General features: G+C 71.6%; 20 protein-coding genes. 12 read left to right on the forward strand and 8 right to left on the reverse strand.

Features of this window, described 5'->3' with window-relative positions; genetic code table 11:
* Nucleotides 1-36 precede the first annotated feature (36 nt).
* Nucleotides 37-984: an NAD-dependent epimerase/dehydratase family protein gene (locus tag GA0070216_RS17760; protein WP_091247187.1), complete on the forward strand. Its 948-nt coding sequence runs from the start codon at nucleotides 37-39 to the stop codon at nucleotides 982-984.
* On the forward strand, nucleotides 984-1,781 hold the full coding sequence (locus GA0070216_RS17765; RefSeq protein ID WP_091247189.1) for a glycosyltransferase family 2 protein: 798 nt from the start codon (nucleotides 984-986) through the stop codon (nucleotides 1,779-1,781). The genes GA0070216_RS17760 and GA0070216_RS17765 overlap by 1 nt, the downstream gene beginning before the upstream one ends.
* A 41-nt stretch (nucleotides 1,782-1,822) precedes the next feature.
* Here GA0070216_RS17765 and GA0070216_RS17770 read toward each other — a convergent pair whose 3' ends face one another.
* Nucleotides 1,823-2,521 carry a hypothetical protein gene (locus GA0070216_RS17770; protein WP_091247192.1) on the reverse strand — a complete coding sequence of 233 codons (699 nt, stop codon included), beginning with the start codon at nucleotides 2,519-2,521 and terminating at the stop codon, nucleotides 1,823-1,825.
* On the reverse strand, nucleotides 2,518-3,198 hold the full coding sequence (locus GA0070216_RS17775) for an ABC transporter ATP-binding protein (protein WP_091247194.1): 681 nt from the start codon (nucleotides 3,196-3,198) through the stop codon (nucleotides 2,518-2,520). Before GA0070216_RS17775 ends, GA0070216_RS17770 begins: the two co-directional genes overlap by 4 nt.
* Nucleotides 3,199-3,402: 204 nt before the next feature.
* Here GA0070216_RS17775 and GA0070216_RS17780 point away from each other — a divergent pair, with 204 nt between their 5' ends.
* The 5 genes from GA0070216_RS17780 to GA0070216_RS17800 all read left to right on the forward strand — a co-directional run bounded on the left by GA0070216_RS17780 (nucleotide 3,403) and on the right by GA0070216_RS17800 (nucleotide 6,998).
* Nucleotides 3,403-3,966: a hypothetical protein gene (locus GA0070216_RS17780; protein WP_091247197.1), complete on the forward strand. Its 564-nt coding sequence runs from the start codon at nucleotides 3,403-3,405 to the stop codon at nucleotides 3,964-3,966.
* Between the two features lie 80 nt (nucleotides 3,967-4,046).
* Nucleotides 4,047-4,442 (forward strand): Imm7 family immunity protein, encoded by a 396-nt coding sequence (locus GA0070216_RS17785; RefSeq protein ID WP_091247199.1) that lies wholly within the window; start codon nucleotides 4,047-4,049, stop codon nucleotides 4,440-4,442.
* A gap of 94 nt (nucleotides 4,443-4,536) precedes the next feature.
* Nucleotides 4,537-5,073, forward strand: coding sequence for an ATP-binding protein (locus tag GA0070216_RS17790; RefSeq protein WP_091247389.1), 537 nt, complete (start codon nucleotides 4,537-4,539; stop codon nucleotides 5,071-5,073).
* 391 nt (nucleotides 5,074-5,464) lie between these two features.
* Nucleotides 5,465-6,043: a hypothetical protein gene (locus GA0070216_RS17795; protein ID WP_091247201.1), complete on the forward strand. Its 579-nt coding sequence runs from the start codon at nucleotides 5,465-5,467 to the stop codon at nucleotides 6,041-6,043.
* A gap of 274 nt (nucleotides 6,044-6,317) precedes the next feature.
* Nucleotides 6,318-6,998, forward strand: coding sequence for a lytic polysaccharide monooxygenase auxiliary activity family 9 protein (locus GA0070216_RS17800; RefSeq protein WP_176739015.1), 681 nt, complete (start codon nucleotides 6,318-6,320; stop codon nucleotides 6,996-6,998).
* A 276-nt stretch (nucleotides 6,999-7,274) separates the two neighbouring features.
* Here GA0070216_RS17800 and GA0070216_RS17805 read toward each other — a convergent pair whose 3' ends face one another.
* Nucleotides 7,275-7,823 (reverse strand): cellulose binding domain-containing protein, encoded by a 549-nt coding sequence (locus GA0070216_RS17805; RefSeq protein ID WP_176739016.1) that lies wholly within the window; start codon nucleotides 7,821-7,823, stop codon nucleotides 7,275-7,277.
* A gap of 313 nt (nucleotides 7,824-8,136) precedes the next feature.
* On the opposite strand from GA0070216_RS17805, the gene GA0070216_RS17810 reads away from it, so the two are divergent.
* The gene (locus GA0070216_RS17810; protein ID WP_141723126.1) at nucleotides 8,137-9,165 is read left to right on the forward strand and encodes a hypothetical protein; all 1,029 of its coding nucleotides are present in this window, start codon (nucleotides 8,137-8,139) and stop codon (nucleotides 9,163-9,165) included.
* Between the two features lie 127 nt (nucleotides 9,166-9,292).
* Here GA0070216_RS17810 and GA0070216_RS17815 read toward each other — a convergent pair whose 3' ends face one another.
* Genes GA0070216_RS17815 through GA0070216_RS17825 form a run of 3 tightly spaced genes read right to left on the reverse strand, consistent with a single transcriptional unit; the run spans nucleotide 9,293 to nucleotide 11,715 of the window.
* A complete protein-coding gene (locus GA0070216_RS17815; RefSeq protein ID WP_091247393.1) occupies nucleotides 9,293-9,757 on the reverse strand; it encodes a hypothetical protein in 465 nt (154 codons plus the stop codon).
* On the reverse strand, nucleotides 9,732-10,373 hold the full coding sequence (locus GA0070216_RS17820; protein WP_091247207.1) for an RNA polymerase sigma factor: 642 nt from the start codon (nucleotides 10,371-10,373) through the stop codon (nucleotides 9,732-9,734). Before GA0070216_RS17820 ends, GA0070216_RS17815 begins: the two co-directional genes overlap by 26 nt.
* 28 nt (nucleotides 10,374-10,401) lie before the next feature.
* Nucleotides 10,402-11,715 (reverse strand): S8 family peptidase, encoded by a 1,314-nt coding sequence (locus GA0070216_RS17825; protein ID WP_245722561.1) that lies wholly within the window; start codon nucleotides 11,713-11,715, stop codon nucleotides 10,402-10,404.
* A 185-nt stretch (nucleotides 11,716-11,900) separates the two neighbouring features.
* Between GA0070216_RS17825 and GA0070216_RS36145 the strand changes: the two genes are divergently transcribed.
* A complete protein-coding gene (locus GA0070216_RS36145; RefSeq protein WP_091247211.1) occupies nucleotides 11,901-14,513 on the forward strand; it encodes a CHAT domain-containing protein in 2,613 nt (870 codons plus the stop codon).
* 53 nt (nucleotides 14,514-14,566) lie between these two features.
* Here GA0070216_RS36145 and GA0070216_RS17835 read toward each other — a convergent pair whose 3' ends face one another.
* Nucleotides 14,567-15,349 carry an inositol monophosphatase family protein gene (locus GA0070216_RS17835; protein ID WP_091247213.1) on the reverse strand — a complete coding sequence of 261 codons (783 nt, stop codon included), beginning with the start codon at nucleotides 15,347-15,349 and terminating at the stop codon, nucleotides 14,567-14,569.
* Between the two features lie 288 nt (nucleotides 15,350-15,637).
* Here GA0070216_RS17835 and GA0070216_RS17840 point away from each other — a divergent pair, with 288 nt between their 5' ends.
* From GA0070216_RS17840 to GA0070216_RS17850, 3 genes are all read left to right on the forward strand, one after another.
* Entirely contained in the window at nucleotides 15,638-17,434 is a 1,797-nt protein-coding gene (locus GA0070216_RS17840) for an aminotransferase class V-fold PLP-dependent enzyme (RefSeq protein ID WP_218108230.1), read from the forward strand.
* Nucleotides 17,435-17,500: 66 nt separating this feature from the next.
* Nucleotides 17,501-17,845 carry a PadR family transcriptional regulator gene (locus GA0070216_RS17845; protein WP_091247216.1) on the forward strand — a complete coding sequence of 115 codons (345 nt, stop codon included), beginning with the start codon at nucleotides 17,501-17,503 and terminating at the stop codon, nucleotides 17,843-17,845.
* Nucleotides 17,842-18,258 carry an HAAS signaling domain-containing protein gene (locus GA0070216_RS17850; RefSeq protein ID WP_091247218.1) on the forward strand — a complete coding sequence of 139 codons (417 nt, stop codon included), beginning with the start codon at nucleotides 17,842-17,844 and terminating at the stop codon, nucleotides 18,256-18,258. Before GA0070216_RS17845 ends, GA0070216_RS17850 begins: the two co-directional genes overlap by 4 nt.
* Nucleotides 18,259-18,541: 283 nt before the next feature.
* Here GA0070216_RS17850 and GA0070216_RS17855 read toward each other — a convergent pair whose 3' ends face one another.
* Nucleotides 18,542-19,369 (reverse strand): nuclear transport factor 2 family protein, encoded by an 828-nt coding sequence (locus GA0070216_RS17855; RefSeq protein ID WP_091247220.1) that lies wholly within the window; start codon nucleotides 19,367-19,369, stop codon nucleotides 18,542-18,544.
* Between the last annotated feature and the right edge of the window lie 364 nt (nucleotides 19,370-19,733).

Genomic DNA, 19,733 nt, shown 5'->3' on the forward strand with positions numbered 1-19,733 from the left:
CCTGCACGCACGTCCCACGACCAGGAGGGCACGGGAATGACGGTTCACAACCCCCGGCGCACGGTGCTGGTGACCGGTGCCGCCGGGTTCATCGGGCGACACCTGGTCGAGCACCTGAGCAGCCGGGACCACACGGTGATCGGTGTCGACCTGCGCCAGGCGCCGCCCCGGCCGGCAAACGCGGCAGCCGGCCGGCACATCGTCGCCGACCTGCGCACCACGGACATCCGCCCGCTGCTCGACGGGGTCTCCTCGGTGGTCCATCTCGCCGCGCTGCCCGGGGTGCGGCCGTCGTGGGATCGCTTCGACGACTACGTCGAATCCAACGTGCTCGTCACCCGGCGGCTCCTGGAGGCGGGTGCGCAGACCGGTCTACGACGGCTGGTCATCGCCTCATCGTCCAGCGTCTACGGCAACCAGCGGGACGGGGCGATGAACGAGGACCAACCGCCCGCCCCGATCTCCCCGTACGCGGTCACCAAACTGGCTGCGGAACACCTCGCGCTGGCCTACGCGGCCCGCCCTGCCTCCGTGCTGACCACCATGGCCCTGCGGTTCTTCACCGTCTACGGCCCCCGGCAACGGCCCGACATGCTGATCTCGCGGATCATCTCGGCGGTCCGGGACGGCCGGGAGATCCGGGTGTTCGGCGACGGATCGCAGCGTCGCGACTTCGTCTTCGTCAAGGACGCGGTGCGCGCGGTGACGGCGGCCATCGACGCGCCGGGCCCGAGCCGCGTATGCAATGTCGGCACCGGTGAGCAGATATCGGTCACCGGGATCATCGCGCTGATCAGTGAGCTGATGGGCCGCCCGGCGAACGTCCGGACCGAACCCCACCGGGCAGGTGACGTGGTGTCCACGCGTGCCGACACCGCCCGCACGGCCGAGGCGCTCGGCTTCCGCGCGTCGGTCTCCCTGCGGGAAGGGCTCCGGGAGCACATCGACGCGGTACGCAGCGAGTCAATGCCCGTCGGCGCCTGATGGGCCGGGGACCCGTGCTGACCGTCATCGTGCCGCACTTCCGCTGCGCCACCTACCTGGCGGAGTCGGTCGCCTCCGTACTCGGGCAGACCCATCGGGACCTGCGGCTCGTGGTCGCCGACGATCACTCGCCGGACGACGACTGGATCACCGCCCTCGCACCGTGGCGGGACGATCCGCGGCTGACGCTGCTGCGTGCGTCGCGCAACGTCGGGCCGCTGCGGCTGAAGAACGCCGTGGTCGAGTCGGTCTCCACGCCGTACATCGGCTTCCAGGATGCCGACGACGTGAGCGAACCCGACCGCTTCGCCCGCCAGCTTGCCGTGCTGGAACGGGGCCGCGCCGATCTGGTCGGCTGCGGCTACCGCATCATCGATGCGCGGGGCAACCCGCAGGGGGTACGGCACATGCCGCGCAACGGCAACCTGGTGCACCGGTTCGGCCGCAAGACGGTCGCGCTGCATCCGGCGACGGTCGTGCGCCGCGAGGTCTTCACCCGACTCAACGGCTTCGACGGCACCGCGGCATTCGGTTCCGACACCGACTTCCAGCTGCGGGTCGCCTGGCTCTACCGGATTCGCAACCTGCGCAGGCCGCTCTATCGCTACCGTGCCTGGGCGGCCTCGCTGACCGCAGCCCCGGAGACCGGCTTCGGATCACCCGCCCGGGACGAGTGCATGCGGCGGATGGCCGAGTTGGAGCAGCGCCGCCGCCAGGCGCGCAGCCGCGCGGATCGGCTCCCGTTGCTGGTGGCACCGCCCAACGACGTGTCGTTCGCGCTGCACGAGGTGGCGTGAGTCCGCTGCGGGCGTGGTGCGCCACGCCCGCAGCGTCGCCCCTACTGCACGGCCGCCCTGATCTGCATGTGCTTGCGCCGCCGTAGCCGCACACCCGCCAGCACCGCCGTGACCAGCATGAGGCCGATGCAGTACAGGGCACCGTGCAGCAGGCCCTTGCGCAGGAATTCCGGGTCACCACCGTCGAGGCCGTAGAGCCCCACCTGCTGAGTCGACCAGAACGGCAGGGCCTTGCCGAGCTTCTGCTCCGGATCGACCAGGAACTGCAACCCGGTGATCGAGATCAGGACGAGCGTGCCCTCCAGATCGTGTGGGGCCACGGCGCTGATCAGCAGGCCCAGCGGGGCAGCAATCACGATCGTGAGCCCGAACTCGATGGCGACGGCGCCGGGCCGCTGCAACGTGTCCTGGTCGACGTAGATGAGCACCCAGTACACCGCGGCGAGCACGGCACCCAGCGTCAGCAGCGCGGTGAGCGTGCCGAGGTAGAGGTGCGCCGGCCGATAGCCGATTTGGCGTAGCCGCCGCTCCACCGCCTTTGTGGTGTTGCTCAGGAACAACCCGGCCGTGCTCACCGCCCAGGCCAGACCCAGGCCGGCGAAGCGAATCGCCTTTTCCGGATTGGCGTCGTGCCGGGCGATGTAGAACAGCAGTGGTACGAACGCGAGCAGCGCGAGGGCTACCCGCCGCCGGGCGAGGTCCCGACCCATCATCTCCGCAACGGTGAAGAGCTTGGTCATGAGTCGGCGGCCGCCTTCGCTCCGAGGTCGAGAACGGCGTCGACCCGATCGAGTGAATTCAACATGTGGGTGATGACGAGGGTCGACTTGCCGGCGTCGCGCCGCTGTAACACCCAGTCCCAGAAGTCGACGTAACTGCCCCGGTCGAAACCCTGATAGGGCTCGTCGAGGAGGAGGATGTCGGGGTCGGAAAGCGCCGCGAGAATGAGGTTGAGCTTCTGCTGGGTGCCACCGGACAGGTGCCGGGCCTGCGTCGACATGCCGCCGTCCCAGGCCAGGCTCTTCGCGAGCTGCCGGCCGGTCGCCTGGGCCTCGCCCCGGCTCATCCCGTGCCCGGCACCGAACAATGCGAAGTGTTCGTCGGCGGTCAGGAAGCCCATGAGCCCGGCCTGCTGGGGGCAGTAGGCCATGCTCTCGTCCACTTCCACCACACCGCTGGACGGGCTGACCAGACCCGCGCAGATCTTCATGAGCGTCGACTTGCCGCAGCCGTTGGCGCCGATGATGGCGACCACCTCGCCGGCGCGTACGGTGAGGTCGACACCCTTCAGGACGTGATTCTTGCCGTACCGCTTGTGAATGTTCGAAGCATGGAGTCGAATCGGTGTCGACGAGTCACCCTCCGCTGGACCGGGCCTGGTAGCCGTCACTTCCGAAGCGGTGTCACTCAGATCCATGGGAGCACCCTAGTACACGGTCACGCTCTGCTGCGATCACGCTCACACGGGATCAACATGGTGTTCCCACGGTGCCCTTCTCCCGTGAGCCGGCCAGGCTGCCCATCAGGTCGGGGGAGAACGCCCGCCCACGCCACGGCCGATTCGGTGGATCGGACGACTGCGGGGTTTCGCCGGTTGCCGGTTGCGGGTAGCGCATGGGCCGTGAACCGCAATCTCGTCACGGCGTTACAGGCTGCCTGGGGACTACCGGAGTTCCGCAACGGGCTGCGTCACCTCATCGACCTCGACGAGGTGGCGGTGCTCCTGGCCACGCTCTCCGTCCCGGACCACGACCACGAGGTGGACCGCAGCCTGCTCAGACTGCTGCGGTCCAGCCTGGAGACGGGCGAGATCCGGGAGGCGGTGTTGCTGCTGCTGGAGCAGGACGAGATACGCCGACCGCTCGTCGCCGCAGTGGTGCCACCCCGGGCCGATCGACCGGGCCAGGCTGCCGCCGTCACCGCGGCGTCCGAGGACCCCGCAGTGCGGCGTGAGGTACGGACGGTACTGGACGACGCCCGGGTGCGCGCACTGCTCTGGCGGGCGATCGAGGCCCAGGTGAACGACGACCGGGGCGGCCTGGTCCGCCGCGCCGCGGTGCTGTTCATACGGCATCCGAGCGTGCCGCGCCTCGCCTGGGCCCTGCACCGCCACGGCGTGCTCCGCGAGCTACGCCGCCCCTCCACGTCGGCCCCGGCGGAGGGCAACGGACAGCCGCAGGCGTAGGTGAACTTCACGTTGCCCGACGACCGGCCGGCGCACGCGGGGCCGCAGCGGCCCCGACGAGCTGGTCCTACACTCCTGCCATGTTCGAGTACCACGGGTGGATCACCCTCCGCTCGACAGCGGATGCGGTCGACGACGACCCACCCCTTCGCCTCGACGAGATCCAGGACCTGGTCAACGGGTTCACCGGGTACGGGCTGATGGACCTTCGCCCGGCCAACGGCGCACACCACGTACACCTCGGCGGTTTCCCCAACCATCGGGGCACCCGGGGTGCCGACGTTGTCGATCTGTTCACCAGGATCGGTCATCTCGCCCCCGGGTCCTACGGGCTGCTGTACGTCCACGACGACGAGGATCCCGAGCACGAACTGGCGTTCCGTGTCCACCGGCTGGTCCGCGGAACCGTCTCCGAACACACCGACCACCTGCTCTCGCCGGTGATCCCCACCCTCGAAGACGAGTACCTCGACTGACTGTGAGGCTGGCCTAGTCGGAGAGGTTTTCGCGCCACGCTCCGCCCGCGACGCCGGACGTACGCGATGATGGGGTTTCGTCCGGAGGGTGCTGATGGGAAAACCGACGCTGTTCCTGACCGTGGGACTCCCCTGCACCGGGAAGACCACGGCTGCTCGGCGCATCGAGATCGAGCGGAAAGCCCTTCGTCTGACGAAGGACGAGTGGGTGAAGGCGCTCTACGGTCCCGAGAATCCGCCGTTGGCGGGGGACGTGATCGAGGGGCGGCTCATCCAGATCGGGCTGCGCGCTCTCGCGCTCGGCACCAATGTCGTGATCGACTACGGCCTGTGGGACCGCAACGAGCGTTCCGCCCTGCGCCAGGCCGCGGTGGACCTCGGCGCGAGGGCGGAGTTGTGCTACTTCGCACTGACCCCTTCCGCGCAGCGGAGACGACGTGACCAGCGCCAGGCCGAGGCGCCACACACCACATGGCCCATGTCCGACGCGGAACTCGTCGAGTGGGCGACCCGCATGGACATCCCCACGCCGGGTGAACTCGACGGCAGCGAGCCCATCGACGGCCCACCTGCGGGCTTCACGACGTGGGACGAGTGGCGCAGCCATCGTTGGCCGCCGTCGGTCCACTGAGACCCGCCGGTCGGACACGCGCGGTACGGCGATCGGTACCGGCACCCCCACCAGCCCGCTGACCGGGTCGCACCTGCACTGACACTCGCCAATGTTGCAGAGTGCATCCAGACGTGTTGGAATGGCTCATATCGCCGCAGCGCGGGGGCAACCGTGCTGAGAACGGCCAGCACGGGAGCACCACGGTGTCGGCAGCGCGCCGCCTTGACGGACGCCCGCACGCCGCGCCGCCGGGCCATCGCCCTGCTGGCGGGAACCATGCCGGGCAGGCACTCCCGTCCGCCATACGCACCCCTGGCACGCGCCCCGACGGCCGACGCGCCGACGCCTGACAGCGGGGCGTGCGATTCGGTCTGCCAGCGCACCACAACCGGCGACGAGGTGAGAAGCGATGATATCCGGACGGAGTTTCGCGGGGTGGTACCGCCACCGCCTGGTGTGGGTGGCGGTGATCCTGCTGGCGGTGTCGGCCGGCACGGTCGTACTGGCCAACCGGGCCGATCCGAAGGCGGAGCCGGCGGATCTGCAGGCGCAGATCGTGGCCCGGATGCGCACCACGCTCGAACAGGCGGACCCGGGGCAGCACCAGCACGCGGGCCACGGCACCCCGCAGGGTGCCGGCACGGAGAAGCCACCGGTGATCTGCGGGGTCCGCGTCTACGGCTTCGAGCCGGCAGGGGCCACCGCGTTCGCCGACGTCCGGAAGATCTACGGCTTTCACCTCTGCGGAATCGCCGAGCAGAAGCGCCCCTGGAACGTGGCGGTCAAGCTGGCCGGCCCTTTGATCATGGACATGTCCACCGATCCCCCGGGCATCCAGGTCGTCGAGGCGACCGCCGAGGTCAGGTTCGTCGACCGGCTGCGGGAGATGTTCCCGCCCGCGTACGCGACGATGGCGCAGCAGGAGGCGTTGGGCGCCGCGGAGATGGCCGACCTGCGTCGCCGGTACGACACCGCGGCCAAGTCATGAGCCGGCCCGACGGCCGGCACGGCGTCGCACCCGGCCAGGCCGACCATCGGGCCGAATCCCCCGGCCAGCCGACCCGACCTGCGGCGATGCGGCCGCCGCGACCCCGCACGCGCGTTGCTGATCCGGCAATCTCGGACACCTCGCTGCACATCCGACAGCTCGATCCAATCCGACTAAATATCGATCAACATTGATATTTGTCCTCATCGGTGCCACAGTGGATTAGGGAGCATTAGCAACCCGATGTCCCGTACCGACGAATGGAGGATGAACAGTGCGTTCACACAGGTCCGACCAATCCGGCGGACGGCCCCGGTCGACCGCCCGCCGATCCCTCCAGGCGCTCGTCCTGATGTTCGCCATGGTGGTCGGCACGCTGCCCGTGACCGGCGCAGCGCAGGCGCACGGCACCATCATCAATCCGGCGACCCGCGCCTACCAGTGCTGGAATACCTGGGGCAGCCAACACACCAACCCCGCCATGCAGCAGCAGGACCCGATGTGCTGGCAGGCGTTCCAGGCCAACCCGGACACCATGTGGAACTGGATGAGCCAACTGCGCGACGGCCTCGCCGGCCAGTACCAGCCCAGCACCCCGGACGGGCAGCTGTGCAGCAACGCCCTGTCCCGGAACAACTCGTTGAACCAGCCCGGGGCGTGGAAGGCGACCACCGTCAGCCGCAACCTCACGGTCCAGATGTACGACCAGGCCAGCCACGGTGCTGACTTCTTCCGGGTCTACGTCACCAAGCAGGGGTTCAACCCCGCCACCCAGAAGGTCGGGTGGGGCAACCTCGACCTGATCACCACGACCGGACGGTACGCGCCGGCACAGAACATCTCGTTCAACGTCTCGATCCCGTCCTCGCGCAGCGGAAGCCACGTGCTGTTCTTCATCTGGAAGGCGTCCCACGCCGACCAGACCTACATGTGGTGCAGCGACATCAAGATCTGATCGGCGACACGGCACCACTCCGGCCCGGGACGTTGACGTCCTGGGCCGGATCTCACTCTCGCGGGACGTGGCTGGTCAACGCGCCCGGTGGTGGGTTCGACGCGGTCGTCGCCGCACGGAGAGCGCCTTGGCGGGGTCCGCGCGTCCGAACGGTGCTCCCGGAAGGCGGATGCTCCGGGCACCTCGTAGGCTTCTTCACCAGTCGGCCCCGGTGCGGGCGCGTCGGGCCTCCGGGCAGGTGCGCGGTGATCGTCCGGGCCCACGCCGATCGTCGGCTCAGCCCAGCGAGCAGGATGTCCCGTTCAGGGTGAACGAGGACGGGCTGCCGGTGCCTCCGGTGTGCTCGGCCACGAACCCGATGGCGATCGACGCGCCCGGCCCGATGATGACGTGGTCGTCCAGGCCACGCGCCGTGACGTTGCCACTGGATGGCGAGTACACCGCGTTCCAGCCGGCGGTGATGCGTTGTCCGGCGGGCAGCGGGAACGCCAGCCTCCACGAGGTGATCGTGGTGACGCCGGTGTTGGTGATGGTGATGCTGCTGGTCAGGCCGGTGTCCCAGGTGTAGACCGAGTACCGGACGGTGCACGCGGCCCCGGTCGGCGGCGGGCTGCTCGGTGTCGAGTCGCTCGGTGTCGGGCTGCTCGGTGTCGGGCTGCTGGGCAGGGCGGTGCCGGGCGGCGGGGCGGTGCTGGGGGACGGGGCGGTGCTGGGGGGCGGGGTCATGCCGGCCGGCGCCGTGGTCGACGCGCTGGCGCCGTCGATGGCGGCGGCCAGTGTCACGGCCGCCGCAGCGACACCGAGAAGGCTGCTCTTCAGTCTCATGGCGGCGGCGATTCCTCCGGAGGCGGGCGCACGGCGGTGCGGCGGAGCGGGGCCCGTCGGCACGGTGCGCCCTCGCGCACCCACATTAATTGATCACCGTCAATTGTCAAACGCCCGCCAGCACCGCCCCGACCACGCCGACGCCCCAAACGCATCCACGCCTGCCTCTTTTGCCGGTCCTGGCGTCATCTGACGGCAGGCCCCCCGACGGTATTTCCCGGCGCACTCACGGCTCTTCCACTATGTCATCGCGCCGACACGGCATCGCAACACGCCGGACTCGGCGTCCCCCGCCGATGGGAGAAAACCTGTCATGGGCAAGGTAGGAATGCGCGTCCGCCGCTCGACGCTGGCCGTACTCACGGGCGCGGCGCTGGCCGGGCTGCTGGCGGTCACCGCAGCCGCCGCGGCACCCGGCGAGGCACCGCAGGGCAAGGCCGCCGCGGCGGCCCGGACCGACGTCTATCTCAAGGACGTCGCCGCCGACACCGGCGTCCAACCACACTCGTACGGCCCGCTGTGGGCCAGCCCCGACATCAAGGTCTGCCCGACCGCCGTCGAATGTGCCGTCAGTCAGAACCCGATCGTCGGCGTCACCAACTACCTCTTCCTGAAGGTGCGCAACGCCGGCCCGTACGGCTCGGGCATCGACAACGGAGTGCTGCGGGTCTACCGGACCACCCCGGGCGGCGGCGCCACCTGGCCGACGCACTGGACCCAGATCGGCGCGGCCAGCGTGCCCGTCTACCCGGGCGTCACCACGGTCACGATTCCGTGGACCGGGGTGCCCGGACCGGGCCACTTCTGCCTGTTGGCACGCTGGGTGTCCCCCACCGACCCGATGAACTTCGAGGGCCCGAGCACCAGCGTCAACACCCAGTACAACAACAACATCGCCTGGCGTAACGTCGACTCGGTCCGGCTCACGCCGGGCGGGCCGCGGGTCGTCCGGCCGTTCGCCATCGGCAACGTGACCGCCGCGGAGACCAAGAACGAACTGGTCTTCACCCAGCCGGCGGAGCAGGCCCGCGGCGCCCGGGTCTTCGTCGACCTCGGTCCGACCCTGTTCGCGCGTTGGCAGTCCACCGGCAAGGTCGGCACGGGAATCCGCCAGGTCGGCAAGACCGAGCTGGAGATCGTGGAACCGACCAAGGCCAGCATCGGCGGGCTGGTGTTGAAGCCCGGTGAGCGCCTCGAGTTCTCCCTGTCCTTCTCGGCCGACACCGCCCTGGCCAAGGAGACCGCGTTCAACGTGACCCAGTTCGGGCCGGACGCCGACGGCACTGCGCGCGCCGACCTCGGTGGGGTGCAGTACCTGCTGGCGGGCGAGCAGCGGGGGTAACGCGGGTCGTCGCCACCTCCGGGTGGGGCGCGGGCATCCGGCCCGCGCCCCACCTTCGTCGGTCGGGCCGAGGCCGGCCGCCGGGTGCGCGTCGCCGGCCGCACCGTCGCCGGGGGCGGGCCGCCGGTCAGCGCAGACAGACCCAGGCGGTGGACACCGCAAACCCGACGGTACGCGCGCACAACTGGACCAGCCCCGGCGGCGGGACGCCCAACGAGAAGAACCCCACCGCGTCCACCGGCGCCTCGTCGTAGGTGCCGGAGGCCGTGCGGGCACTCACCCGTCCACCACCGGACGGGGAGAGCTGCCCGACGATCCCGGTGTCGCTGACCTCGATCTCCACCACCGCCGACCCGCTGCGGAAGGACAGTGTCCGCACGGGCGCGGCGGACCGGGTCATCCCCACCAACTCGGCGTCGACGGCCGAGTCGAACGTCAGCTCGGCGACGGCCAGTTCCGCGTCCGCGGTACGCCAGGTGAACGCTGCCAACGCCGCGCTCAGGTACGCCTCCGAGACCGGCCCGGTGTCCCACAACGCCGCGCCCAGCTCCGTGGTCAGTGCATCGTCATCGACCGGCGGCCACTGCTCCATCCGGTTCACCCCCGTTCGTACCGATGGTGGACGCTCCGAGAAACTCGACGATCGCCGGACATGCCCGCAGCCTACGCAGGCAACGGGCCTGGGTGGGGCCGATGCTGCCGACCGGCATGCCCAACCGCTCGGCAACCTCCCGGTAGCTCACCGGCGGGTCGGCCGTCAGCAGCGCCAACAACGCCTGGCAGCGTGGCGGGAGTTGCACGAAACCCTCGCGCAACGCCTGTCGCCGCTCCGCGCGCAGCAACTCGTCGTCCGGGGCCGGAGCCATCGCGGCCAACTCCCGGGAGAACCCGTGGTACGGCTCAAGCGACTGGTCGTACGGGTCGACGGGTTGGGCCCGGCGGCTGAGGCGGGACAACCGGTAGCACTCGCGCCGGGTCGTGGTGGCCAGCCAGCCCGGCAGCGCCTCAGGCTCGCGTACCCGGCCCAACTGCTCGACCAGGCGGAGCCAGACGGTCTGGTTGACATCGGCCGCATCGGCCCTGCTGAGGTCGTACGCCCGGATGACCGAGTACACGATCGGGGTGTACCGGTGCACCAGTTCGGCCCAGGCCGACTCGTCCCCGCCGGCGGCGGCGGACAGCAGGGTGGTCACGCTGGCACCGGTCATCGGGTCACCGCCCGACTGCTGACCCGGCTCATCCGACGAGCACCCCGTAGTCGGGATGCCAGCGGGGAGCGGCGAGCAGGGTGGTGCGCGCCTGGTCCGCGTTGAGCCCTCCGGCGGTCATCAGAGCGGCGAGCCGCCCGGAGACGTGGGCGGTGGCGAACGAGGTGCCGGCCCAGATGGCGAACCCGTGGAACTGCCGTACCGGTCGCCCGGGCAGCGGCAGCTGTCCCTCGACGTAGGTGCTGTGCCGCTCACCCAGGGCGCAGGCGTCCACCCAGGGCCCGTAGCAACTGTCGATCGCCGGCACCAGACCGCCGGTCGTCTGGCTGACCGCCGCGACCGCCAGCACCCGGTCCAGGGCGGCGGGCCAGAGCGGACGACTGGTGCCGGCGTTGCCGGCCGCCGCGACCACGGCGCTCGTCGCCGGCAGCGCGGCCAGCGCGTTGGCCAGTGGCAGCGATGGTTGATCGTCCAGGGTGTATCCGCCCAGCGAGAGGTTGAACACGGAAACCTGCGGCGCGAGCCGGCTCAGGGCGGCCACCACCGTCGCCTCGTCCCCCACCCCGGTCGGGTCCAGGGCCTGCTCCGGGTCGACGCGTACGCCCGGCGCGGCCTGCCGGACCACTCCCGCGACGAAGGTGCCGTGCCCGCCCTGCGGAGCGAGCACGTCGGTGTGGACGTAGAGCGGGTCCTCGTCGTCGAGCTGCGGCAGATAGGTGCCGCCGAGCCACTGGGGGTGACAGCTGCCGGCCTGCCGCCAGATTCCGGTGTCGCAGATGCCGACGGTGACACCTGCGCCCTCGCCGAGGCGGGTCGGGTCGGGCGGCGGCAGCGCCGCGGCCGAGCGGGGTGGGGTGCCCGGGTTTCCCATGATGTTGCCCAGGCCGATCAGCACGTGGTGCGGCTGCACCGCCGGCACCGGCTGGCCGGGCCACTGTCGGGGGTCGCGCAGCTTTCCCACGACGACGGGGATGTCGGTTTCCCGATCGAAGAGCAGCCGGGTGACACCGGCGAAGCCGGCTCCGACGGTCACGGGATAATCGTGGTTACGCAACCAGGTGGCAACCCGTTTGACGTCGACGTCGGCGGCGAGCAGTTGCCGGGGCCGGTAGAGGATCTCCCGGCCCGGCGCGGTGTACCGCCGGACGTTCTGGTTGGCTGCCAGCGCCGCTTCGAACGCCTTCTGGTAGGCGTCGGCATCCGTGTCGCCACCGGCAGCCGGGGTCGGGCGTGGCACGACACCGAACGGGACGGCCGCTGCCAGTGCGGACAGCGCCAGGATCCGCCGTCGGGACAGCCGGCCGCCCGGACCCGGCACGGTGGGGTGGTCAGACGGCGGCACGGATCCTCCATGCTCTTGAGAGAAGCGCGCCCACCGATGGCGGGCGCGGCGAATTCCCCGACCGCCAATTATTCCGGACCATCGCCGGTTGTCAATTGCGCCACCATGCAGGACACCCATTGGCAGTATTCCCGCGACGGATTTTCGACGTTGACTCGCGGCGGTCCGTCGTGGACTCTCTAGGCATGCCCGACAGCACCGGTTCCGGTGCCGCGGCGGCCCAGGCGGCGCTCGACGCCGTCCAGCGCTACCCACCCGAGGCGATCACGATCGCCCAGCAGGTGCTCGCCGGCCAGACCGCCGACGACGACGAGCGCTCCACCGCCGAGCGGGCCATCGGCCTGGCCCTGCGCGAGCTCAACGACCTGACCGGCGCACTGCGCCACCTCCGCCGGGCGGTACGGGCCGCCGGCACACCCCGTACCCAGGCACTGGCCCGGATGAGCCTCGGGTACGTGCTGGCCAATGCCGGTCGTACCGCTGCGGCGCTGCGGGCGGTGACCGCCGCGCTGCCCCAGCTCACCGGTGCCGACGCCGGCCGCGCCCGGATGCAGCGCGGGGTGGTGCTGCACTACCGCGGACGCTATGCCGAGGCGGTGCGCGACTACGGCATCGCCATCGACATCGCCCAACGCGAGGACGACCCGTTGCTGGAGGCCCGCGCCCGCAACAACCGGGGGCTGCTCAACGCACACCGGGGTGCCTCCGGCGGCACCGACGACGATCTCTCCCGGGCGGCGGCGGTCTTCCGCCGGCTCGGACTCGACCTCGCGGCGGCGGACGCCCGCTGGAACAGCGGCATCGCCGCCGGGCAACGCGGCGAGATCGCCGTGGCGCTGCGTTGCTTCGCCGACGTCGACGAGGAGTACCGGCGACTCGCCGTTCCCCGTCCGGCGCTGCTGCTGGACCGGTTCGAGCTGCTGCTGTCGGTGCCGCTGCTCGACGAGGCGGTCGAGGTCGCCGCCGCCGCGGTGCGGGAGCTGCACCGCCGGGGAATGGCCTCGGACCTCGCCGAGGCGCTGCTCGCCCAGGCGCGAGCCGCGCTGCTGGCCAACGACCTGGACACCGCGACCGCGGCTGCCGCCCAGGCCCGGGTCAGGTTTCGGCGTCAGGGCCGCCGCATCTGGGCCGCGTTCGCTCGGCACGTCGAACTGCGCGCGGAGTTCCGCCGGGGCACCCGCACGGCGACCCTGCTCGCCGCGATGGTGCGCACGGCCGGCCAGCTCGACGCCACCGGGTGGGCGGGCCCGGCGCTGACCACCCGCATCGAAGCCGGTCTGCTGGCCGCCGCCTCGGGTCGCGTCGACCGGGCCGTGGCCCTGCTCGACGTGGCCGCCCAGGCCCGCCGGCGGGGCACCGCCCCCCGCCGCGCCCAGGGTTGGTACGCCCTGGCCCGGTCGCGTCGGCTCACCGGTGACGACGCCGGTGCGGCCCGGGCACTGCGCCGGGGGCTGGCCGTACTCGACCGGCACCGCACCTCGCTCGGCGCCACGGAGTTGCGGGCCCACAGCGGGACGTACGGGCAGGAGCTGGCCGCCGAGGGCCTCGACATCGCGGTCCGTGCCGGCTCCCCGGCCCGGACCCTGGCCTGGGCCGAACGCTGGCGGGCCAACACCCTGCGGATGCGGCCGGCGCTGCCCCCTGACGACCCGGAGCTGTTCGCGGCGCTCACCGAGCTCCGGCTCGTCAGTAGCCTGCTGGAGGACACGGTGCTGGCGGGCCGGCCGGCCCACGCCCTACGCAGCCGGCAGGCCCGGCTGGAACGGCGCATCCAGGACCTGGCCCGACGGGTGCCCGGCGGGATCGGCGTGCTGACCCCGCCCGGTGTGGGCGTGCTCGCCGGGCGGCTGGGCTCCCGCGTGCTGGTCGAGCTGGTCGCCCACGGCGACCGGCTCCGGGCGGTGCTGGTCCGCGACGGCCGGGCCAGCCTGCACGACCTCGGCCCGCTCGCCGAGGCGGTGCACCTGGCCCGGTGGCACCGGTTCGCCCTACGCCGGCTGGTCACCACCGGTGACACGCCCACCGCCCGGGCCGGGGCCAGGCACGCCGCAGCCGCGCTGGACCACCAGCTCTTCGACCCGCTGCGGCCGCACCTCGGCGACCGCCCCCTGGTGATCGTGCCGGTCGGGGCCCTGCACGCCGTGCCGTGGTCGGGGCTGCCGACCTGCGCCGGACGCCCCGTGACGGTGGCCCCGTCGGCCACGGCCTGGCTCAGGGCGGACGGCCGGCAGCCCTCGGCCGGGCCCTCGGTGTTGGCCTGCGGGCCGCGCCTGCCGGCCGGCCGGGCCGAGGTACGCCGACTCGCGCAGGTGCTGCCCGGAGCCACGCTGCTCACCGGTGCGGACGCCACCGCCGACACGTTGACCGCGGCGCTGGACGGGGCCGGTCTGGTCCACATCGCCGCCCATGGCACCTTCCGGGCCGACAATCCGCAGTTCTCCACCCTGGAGCTGGCCGACGGACCGCTGTTCGCGTACGAGTGGGAACGGGTCCCCCGGCCGCCCGGCTGCGTGGTGCTCTCCGCGTGCGACTCGGGGCTGACCGGGGTGCGTCCCGGCGACGAGGTCATGGGCTTCACCGCCGTGCTGCTCGCCCTGGGCGCACGGTGCCTGATCGCCACCGTGCTGCCGGTGCCGGCCGACCCCACCACCGCGCTCATGCTGGACCTGCACCGCCGGATGCGGGCCGGTGTCCGCCCGGCGCAGGCTCTCGCCGACGCCCAGCAGGCCTTCGTCACTACCGGTGACAGCACCGCCGGGGCCACGGCGGCGGCGTTCGTCTGCCTCGGTGCCGGCTGACGAACGCCGTCGGCTGCGGGTGGCCCGGGGCGTCACCTGCAGGACGGGCTTGGTCAGCCCAGCGCCGCGACCCGGGGACGCAGGCCGTCGATCAACCCCGGTGGGGCGGCGAGCACCCGGCTGCCGCTCACCTCGACCGCGGCGCCGGCCTCGACGGCGATCACCAGACCGGCCGCCCAGTCCCAGCGGAACGTGCGGTCCTCGACGTACGCGTCGCAACGGCCCGCGGCGATCCAGGCCAGGGCCAGCGCCGTCGAGCCCAGCATCCGCACCCCGCGCACGTCGCCGGCCAGGTCGGTGACCACGGCCGCCTGCACCTTGCGGTGGGCGACGTCGTAGGCGTACCCGGCGGCGAGGACGACCTCGCCGAGCGCGACGCCGGCGGGCCGGACCAGCGGCACGTCGTTCAGGAACGCACCCCGACCCCGCACGCCGCAGAACGTCTCGTCGTGCACCGGATCGTGGACCACCCCGACGACGGGCCGCCAACCGTCCGGTGTCTGCTGCTCGCAGGCCACGCTGACGCACCAGAACGGCATCCCGGCGACGTAGTTGACAGTGCCGTCGAGGGGGTCGAGCACCCAGCGCAGCCCGGAGTCGCCGACGTGGTCGCTGCCCTCCTCGGCGAGGATGCCGTCGCCGGGCCGGCGGGCGCGCAGCAACTCGACGATGCGGGCCTCGCTGGCCCGGTCCGCCTCGCTGACCAGATCGGTGGAGGCGGTCTTGTAGTCGACGCGGCCGTGGTCGCCGAAGCGCCGCAGCAGCTCCCGACCGCCGAGGCGGGCCGCCTCCTCGGCGACCCGCCGGCAGTCGTCCAGCTCGGCACCGGTGGCCATCGCGCACTCCTCGGGTCGTCGGCAGGGCCGGTCGAGATCGTCGCACCCGGGCGGGCGGGAACACCAGGTGCCGACCGAGGGTGCCCCGCCACCGCCACCGCCACCGCCACCGCCGCCCCGCGCGGGCGCGGGTGCGGGTGCGGGTGCCGACGTCGTCGTGCCGGACACCGGAGGGCAAGCGGCGTGGCCGGCCGGTCGGGCACACTGTGGACAGCGGTCGGGACACCGACGTTCGCCGACGCGCCGTCGACCTGCCCCGTCGCCATCGCCGTGGGGAGGCACTTCGGCATGGGTACGGTGGGTACGTCCAGGGTGGAGCGGCTGCTGGCACGGATTCGCGACGGGGTCATCGGCGAGGGTGAGGTGCTCGACGGCCCCTACGGGCCGCGCCGGATCACCTACGCCGACTACACCGCCTCCGGCCGGGCGCTGGACTTCGTGGAGGACACCGTCCGGGACCGGGTGCTGCCCCGTTACGCCAACACTCACACCGAGAGTTCCGCCACCGGCCGGGCGACGGGGCGGCTGCGCGAGGACGCCCGGCGGACCATCCTCGACGCCGTCGGTGGCACCGACGACCATGTGGTGATCTTCTGCGGTTCGGGGGCCACAGCGGCGATCGACAAGCTGATCGGGCTCCTCGAACTGCGGCTGCCCGCCGGGCCGGCACGCCGCCACGGCCTGCTGGACGGCATCCCCGCGCAGCAGCGCCCCGTGGTCTTCGTGGGCCCCTACGAGCACCACTCCAACGAGCTGCCGTGGCGGGAGACGTACGCCGATGTGGTCGTCATCGGCGCGGACGACGACGGGCACATCGACCGGGCCGAGTTGGCCACCCGGTTGGTCCGGTACGCGGACCGGCCGCTGCGCGTCGGCAGTTTCTCCGCCGCCTCCAACGTCACCGGCATCCTCTCCGACACCGACGCGATCGCGGCGCTGCTGCACACCCACGGGGCGCTGGCGTGCTGGGACTACGCCGCCGCCGGCCCGTACGTGCCGATCCGGATGGCTGAGTCGACGCCGGGAGCGGCGGACGACAAGGACGCGGTCTTCCTGTCCCCGCACAAGTTCGTCGGTGGCCCGCAGACCCCCGGGGTCCTGGTGGTGCGCCGGGACCTGATGCGCAACCGGGTCCCGACGGTGCCCGGTGGCGGCACCGTGGCGTTCGTCGACCCCGTGGGGCACCGGTACCTCGACGATCCGGTGGCCCGCGAGGAGGGCGGCACTCCGGCGATCGTCGAGTCGATCCGGGCGGGCCTGGTGTTCGCCCTCAAGCAGTCCGTCGGCGCGGACGTCATCCAGGCCCGCGAGGAGCGGCTGTGGTCGCGGGCGCTGCGCCGCTGGTCGGCGAACCCGGGGATCGTGGTCCTGGGCAACCCCCGGGCGCGGCGGCTGCCCATCGTGTCGGTGCAGATCCGCCACGGCAGCCGCCACCTGCACCACAACTTCGTCGTCGCGCTGCTCAACGACCTGTTCGGCATCCAGGCCCGGGGCGGGTGTTCCTGCGCGGGCCCCTACGGGCATCGCCTGCTGGGCATCGACGAGGAGCACTCCCGGGCGTTCCGGGAGCAGATCGCCCTGGGCTGGGAGGGGATCAAGCCCGGTTGGACCCGGATCAGCTTCGGCTACTTCGTCTCCGACCTGGTCGCCGACCATCTGATCGACGCGGTCGACCTGGTCGCCCGCCTGGGGCACCGCCTGCTGCCCGACTACCGCTTCGACGCCCGCAGCGGGCTGTGGCGTCACCACCGGGGCACGGGGCCGTCGCTGCGCCTGGCCGAGCTGGCCCGCCTGTTCACCGGCGACGACCAGCCGGCCCTGCCGCGGCGGTGGGCCGCCTGGCCGGCCACCTGCACGAGGCACGGGAGATCCTGGCGGGGCGTGGGGACCACGTCGACGAGGGGCCCACCGGCCTGCCGGCCGGCGTGGAGGCGCTGCGCTGGTTCCACCTCCCGCCGGCCTGCATGGCTGCCCCGAACGCGCCGTCCTCGCGCTGAGCAGGGTGGGCGTGGGTGGCCGAGGTTCTGTACCGCACCTACCTCTCACACGAGCAGGAAGATGGGGCCACAACATGGGTCACCATGAGCAAGAGCAAGCAGCAGACCCGGCGGGTAGATTGCGCGCCTAACTAGATCGCGATACTGTCTAGACATGGGTGATGCGGCGTGGCCGTCGGAGTGGCTTCGCGGGGTGCTCGGACCGGCCGTTCTCTCGATCCTGTCGGAGCGCGAGGCGTACGGATATCTGATCGCCCAGCGATTGGAACAGGGAGGGCTGGGCCACGTTAAGGGCGGAACCCTCTACCCGCTTCTCGCGAGGTACGAGTCCGCGGGACTGCTGGAGTCTTCGTGGCAGGAAGGCGACGGCGGACCTGGGCGTAAGTTCTTCACGATCACCGAAGCGGGAGCCGCGGAACTCAGCGGGCTCCGCGAGAGATGGGCGGCTTTCTCGCATCGCGCCGGGGCACTCATCAACCCAGAGGAAGCAATGAGATGACTCACCCCGACACAGACGCGTACCTGGACGAACTCCGCACCGCCCTGGAGTTGCGCGACGCAAGCGACCACCAGACCGCAGACATCATTCGCCAGACGCGAAGCCACCTGATCGATACCGGGGAAGACCCCTACGAGGCATTCGGCGACCCTCGCGACTACGCGAAGCAGTATGCACCGCACTCGACGCCGGTGCGATTCTGGGCTCTCATCATCGGCTCGGTCATTCTCGCAACGACCGGCGGATGGCTCCTTACGAACGGCATCATCAACCTCGTCGGCGGGAATACCGTTCTGTGGGGTCTGCCCCCCGTCGTCGGGATCATCGTCGGCAGCCTGCTCATCGTCACCTGGATGGCCGCCCTCGTGACCGTCGGAGTCCGACACGCCAGACAGCGCAGAATCCGAAACTGACGCGGCTTGGCAAGCAGCCACGACATCCACTGGCATGAGGCACGCGTCGCGACTCATCAGTAAGCTGGAACAGCGCACACGCGCACGATCACAGGCGAGCGTGTTTGGACACCTCGGCTAGCCCGGTTCGCCGGGCCGCAAGGCCGGCCCGCGGCAGGACGGCCGCTTCGGCCGTGTCCGCGGTCGCGACGGGGCCGGCACGCCGAGGCTCAGGGCGCGGCCCGGCCTCCAGTTGACCGTCGAGATCCATCGGTGCGAGCGGTCGAGACGGTGGCGACGACGCTCACACCTGGTCGGCGGACATCGGGCGGCTCAGGCAGCAGCGGACCCGTCCGGCGGTGGAGCCCGCTACGGGCCCACGTCCTTGCCCGTTACCGCGATGGCCGGTGGCTCGCAACTCCGTCCGGGTCACCGGACCTCCGTCCACGCCGACACCCCTGACCGGCGGACCGGGACGGCGACGAGGAGCAGACGTGCGCGGGGTACGGCCATGGCGGATAATCGCCCGATGACAAATCCTGACCTCGATCCCGCCGTCTATCCACCCCTCGACCCCCGTGAGCCGGTGCCGGACGACCTCGGCGAGCTTCTTCCCGACACACCCGGCGAGTTGCCGGAGGCACCGGTCGAGCCGATGCCCGACGACGGCGAGCCGGGAGCGGTGCCCGAGCCGGCATGACTCCCGGCGCCGGCGGAGCGTCGACCAGCGGTCCGGGGCGGTCGGAGACCAGCGCCATGCGTCGAGCTTCCGGGGGTTCCGGACCACCCACACGTGGCTGATCCTGCCCGTGTCGGTCGTGGCGGGTGCGAGCACGGCGAGAGTGCGGCCCTGACGATCAGTCGCGATCAGGCCCGGCGCGCCGTTGACAATCTCCTCGCCGACGGCAGCGAGGTCGGGTTGCCGGTCCCACACGCCGAGGAAGAAACTCGCGATGGCTGCTGACCCGTGCAACGGTGCGAGCATGGCGAAGACCAGGCCGCCACCGTCGATGATCGCGGTAGCGTCCGGATCGAGCGCCTCGACGAGAGCGGCGAGGTCGCCGGCCTGCCAGGCGGACCTGAACGCCCGTACGGCCGCGGCATGCTCGCCAGGCCGCGCCGTCTTGAGCATGCCGAGGGCGATGCGGCTGGCAGTCTTGTATGAGCCACGCTCGGGGGTTGGCGATGGGAGAGCGCCGACGATGTCAAGGCCACGCAGTCCGACCCGCAGGCAGCCGAATACGCCCGGCGGACCGCCGCGATCGCCCGGGCAAGCCCCGGCCTCTACACCGTCGTCGACGAGTTCCCCACCAGCGGTGGCGGGCGGACCGACGCCAGCCCACACAGGCACGACGATCCGACGTGGCAGCTCGGTGCGGGTGTCGCGCGTGGCATCGAAGGAGCCGTGTCGGTACGGGGTTGCGGAGGTCCCCTGTCCCACCCTCGCCGTCGTGGATCTGCACCCGGTGGTGTGCCGTGCCCTGTGCGCCGTCACC

It is taken from the genome of Micromonospora matsumotoense, assembly GCF_900091525.1.
Classification (GTDB): domain Bacteria; phylum Actinomycetota; class Actinomycetes; order Mycobacteriales; family Micromonosporaceae; genus Micromonospora; species Micromonospora matsumotoensis.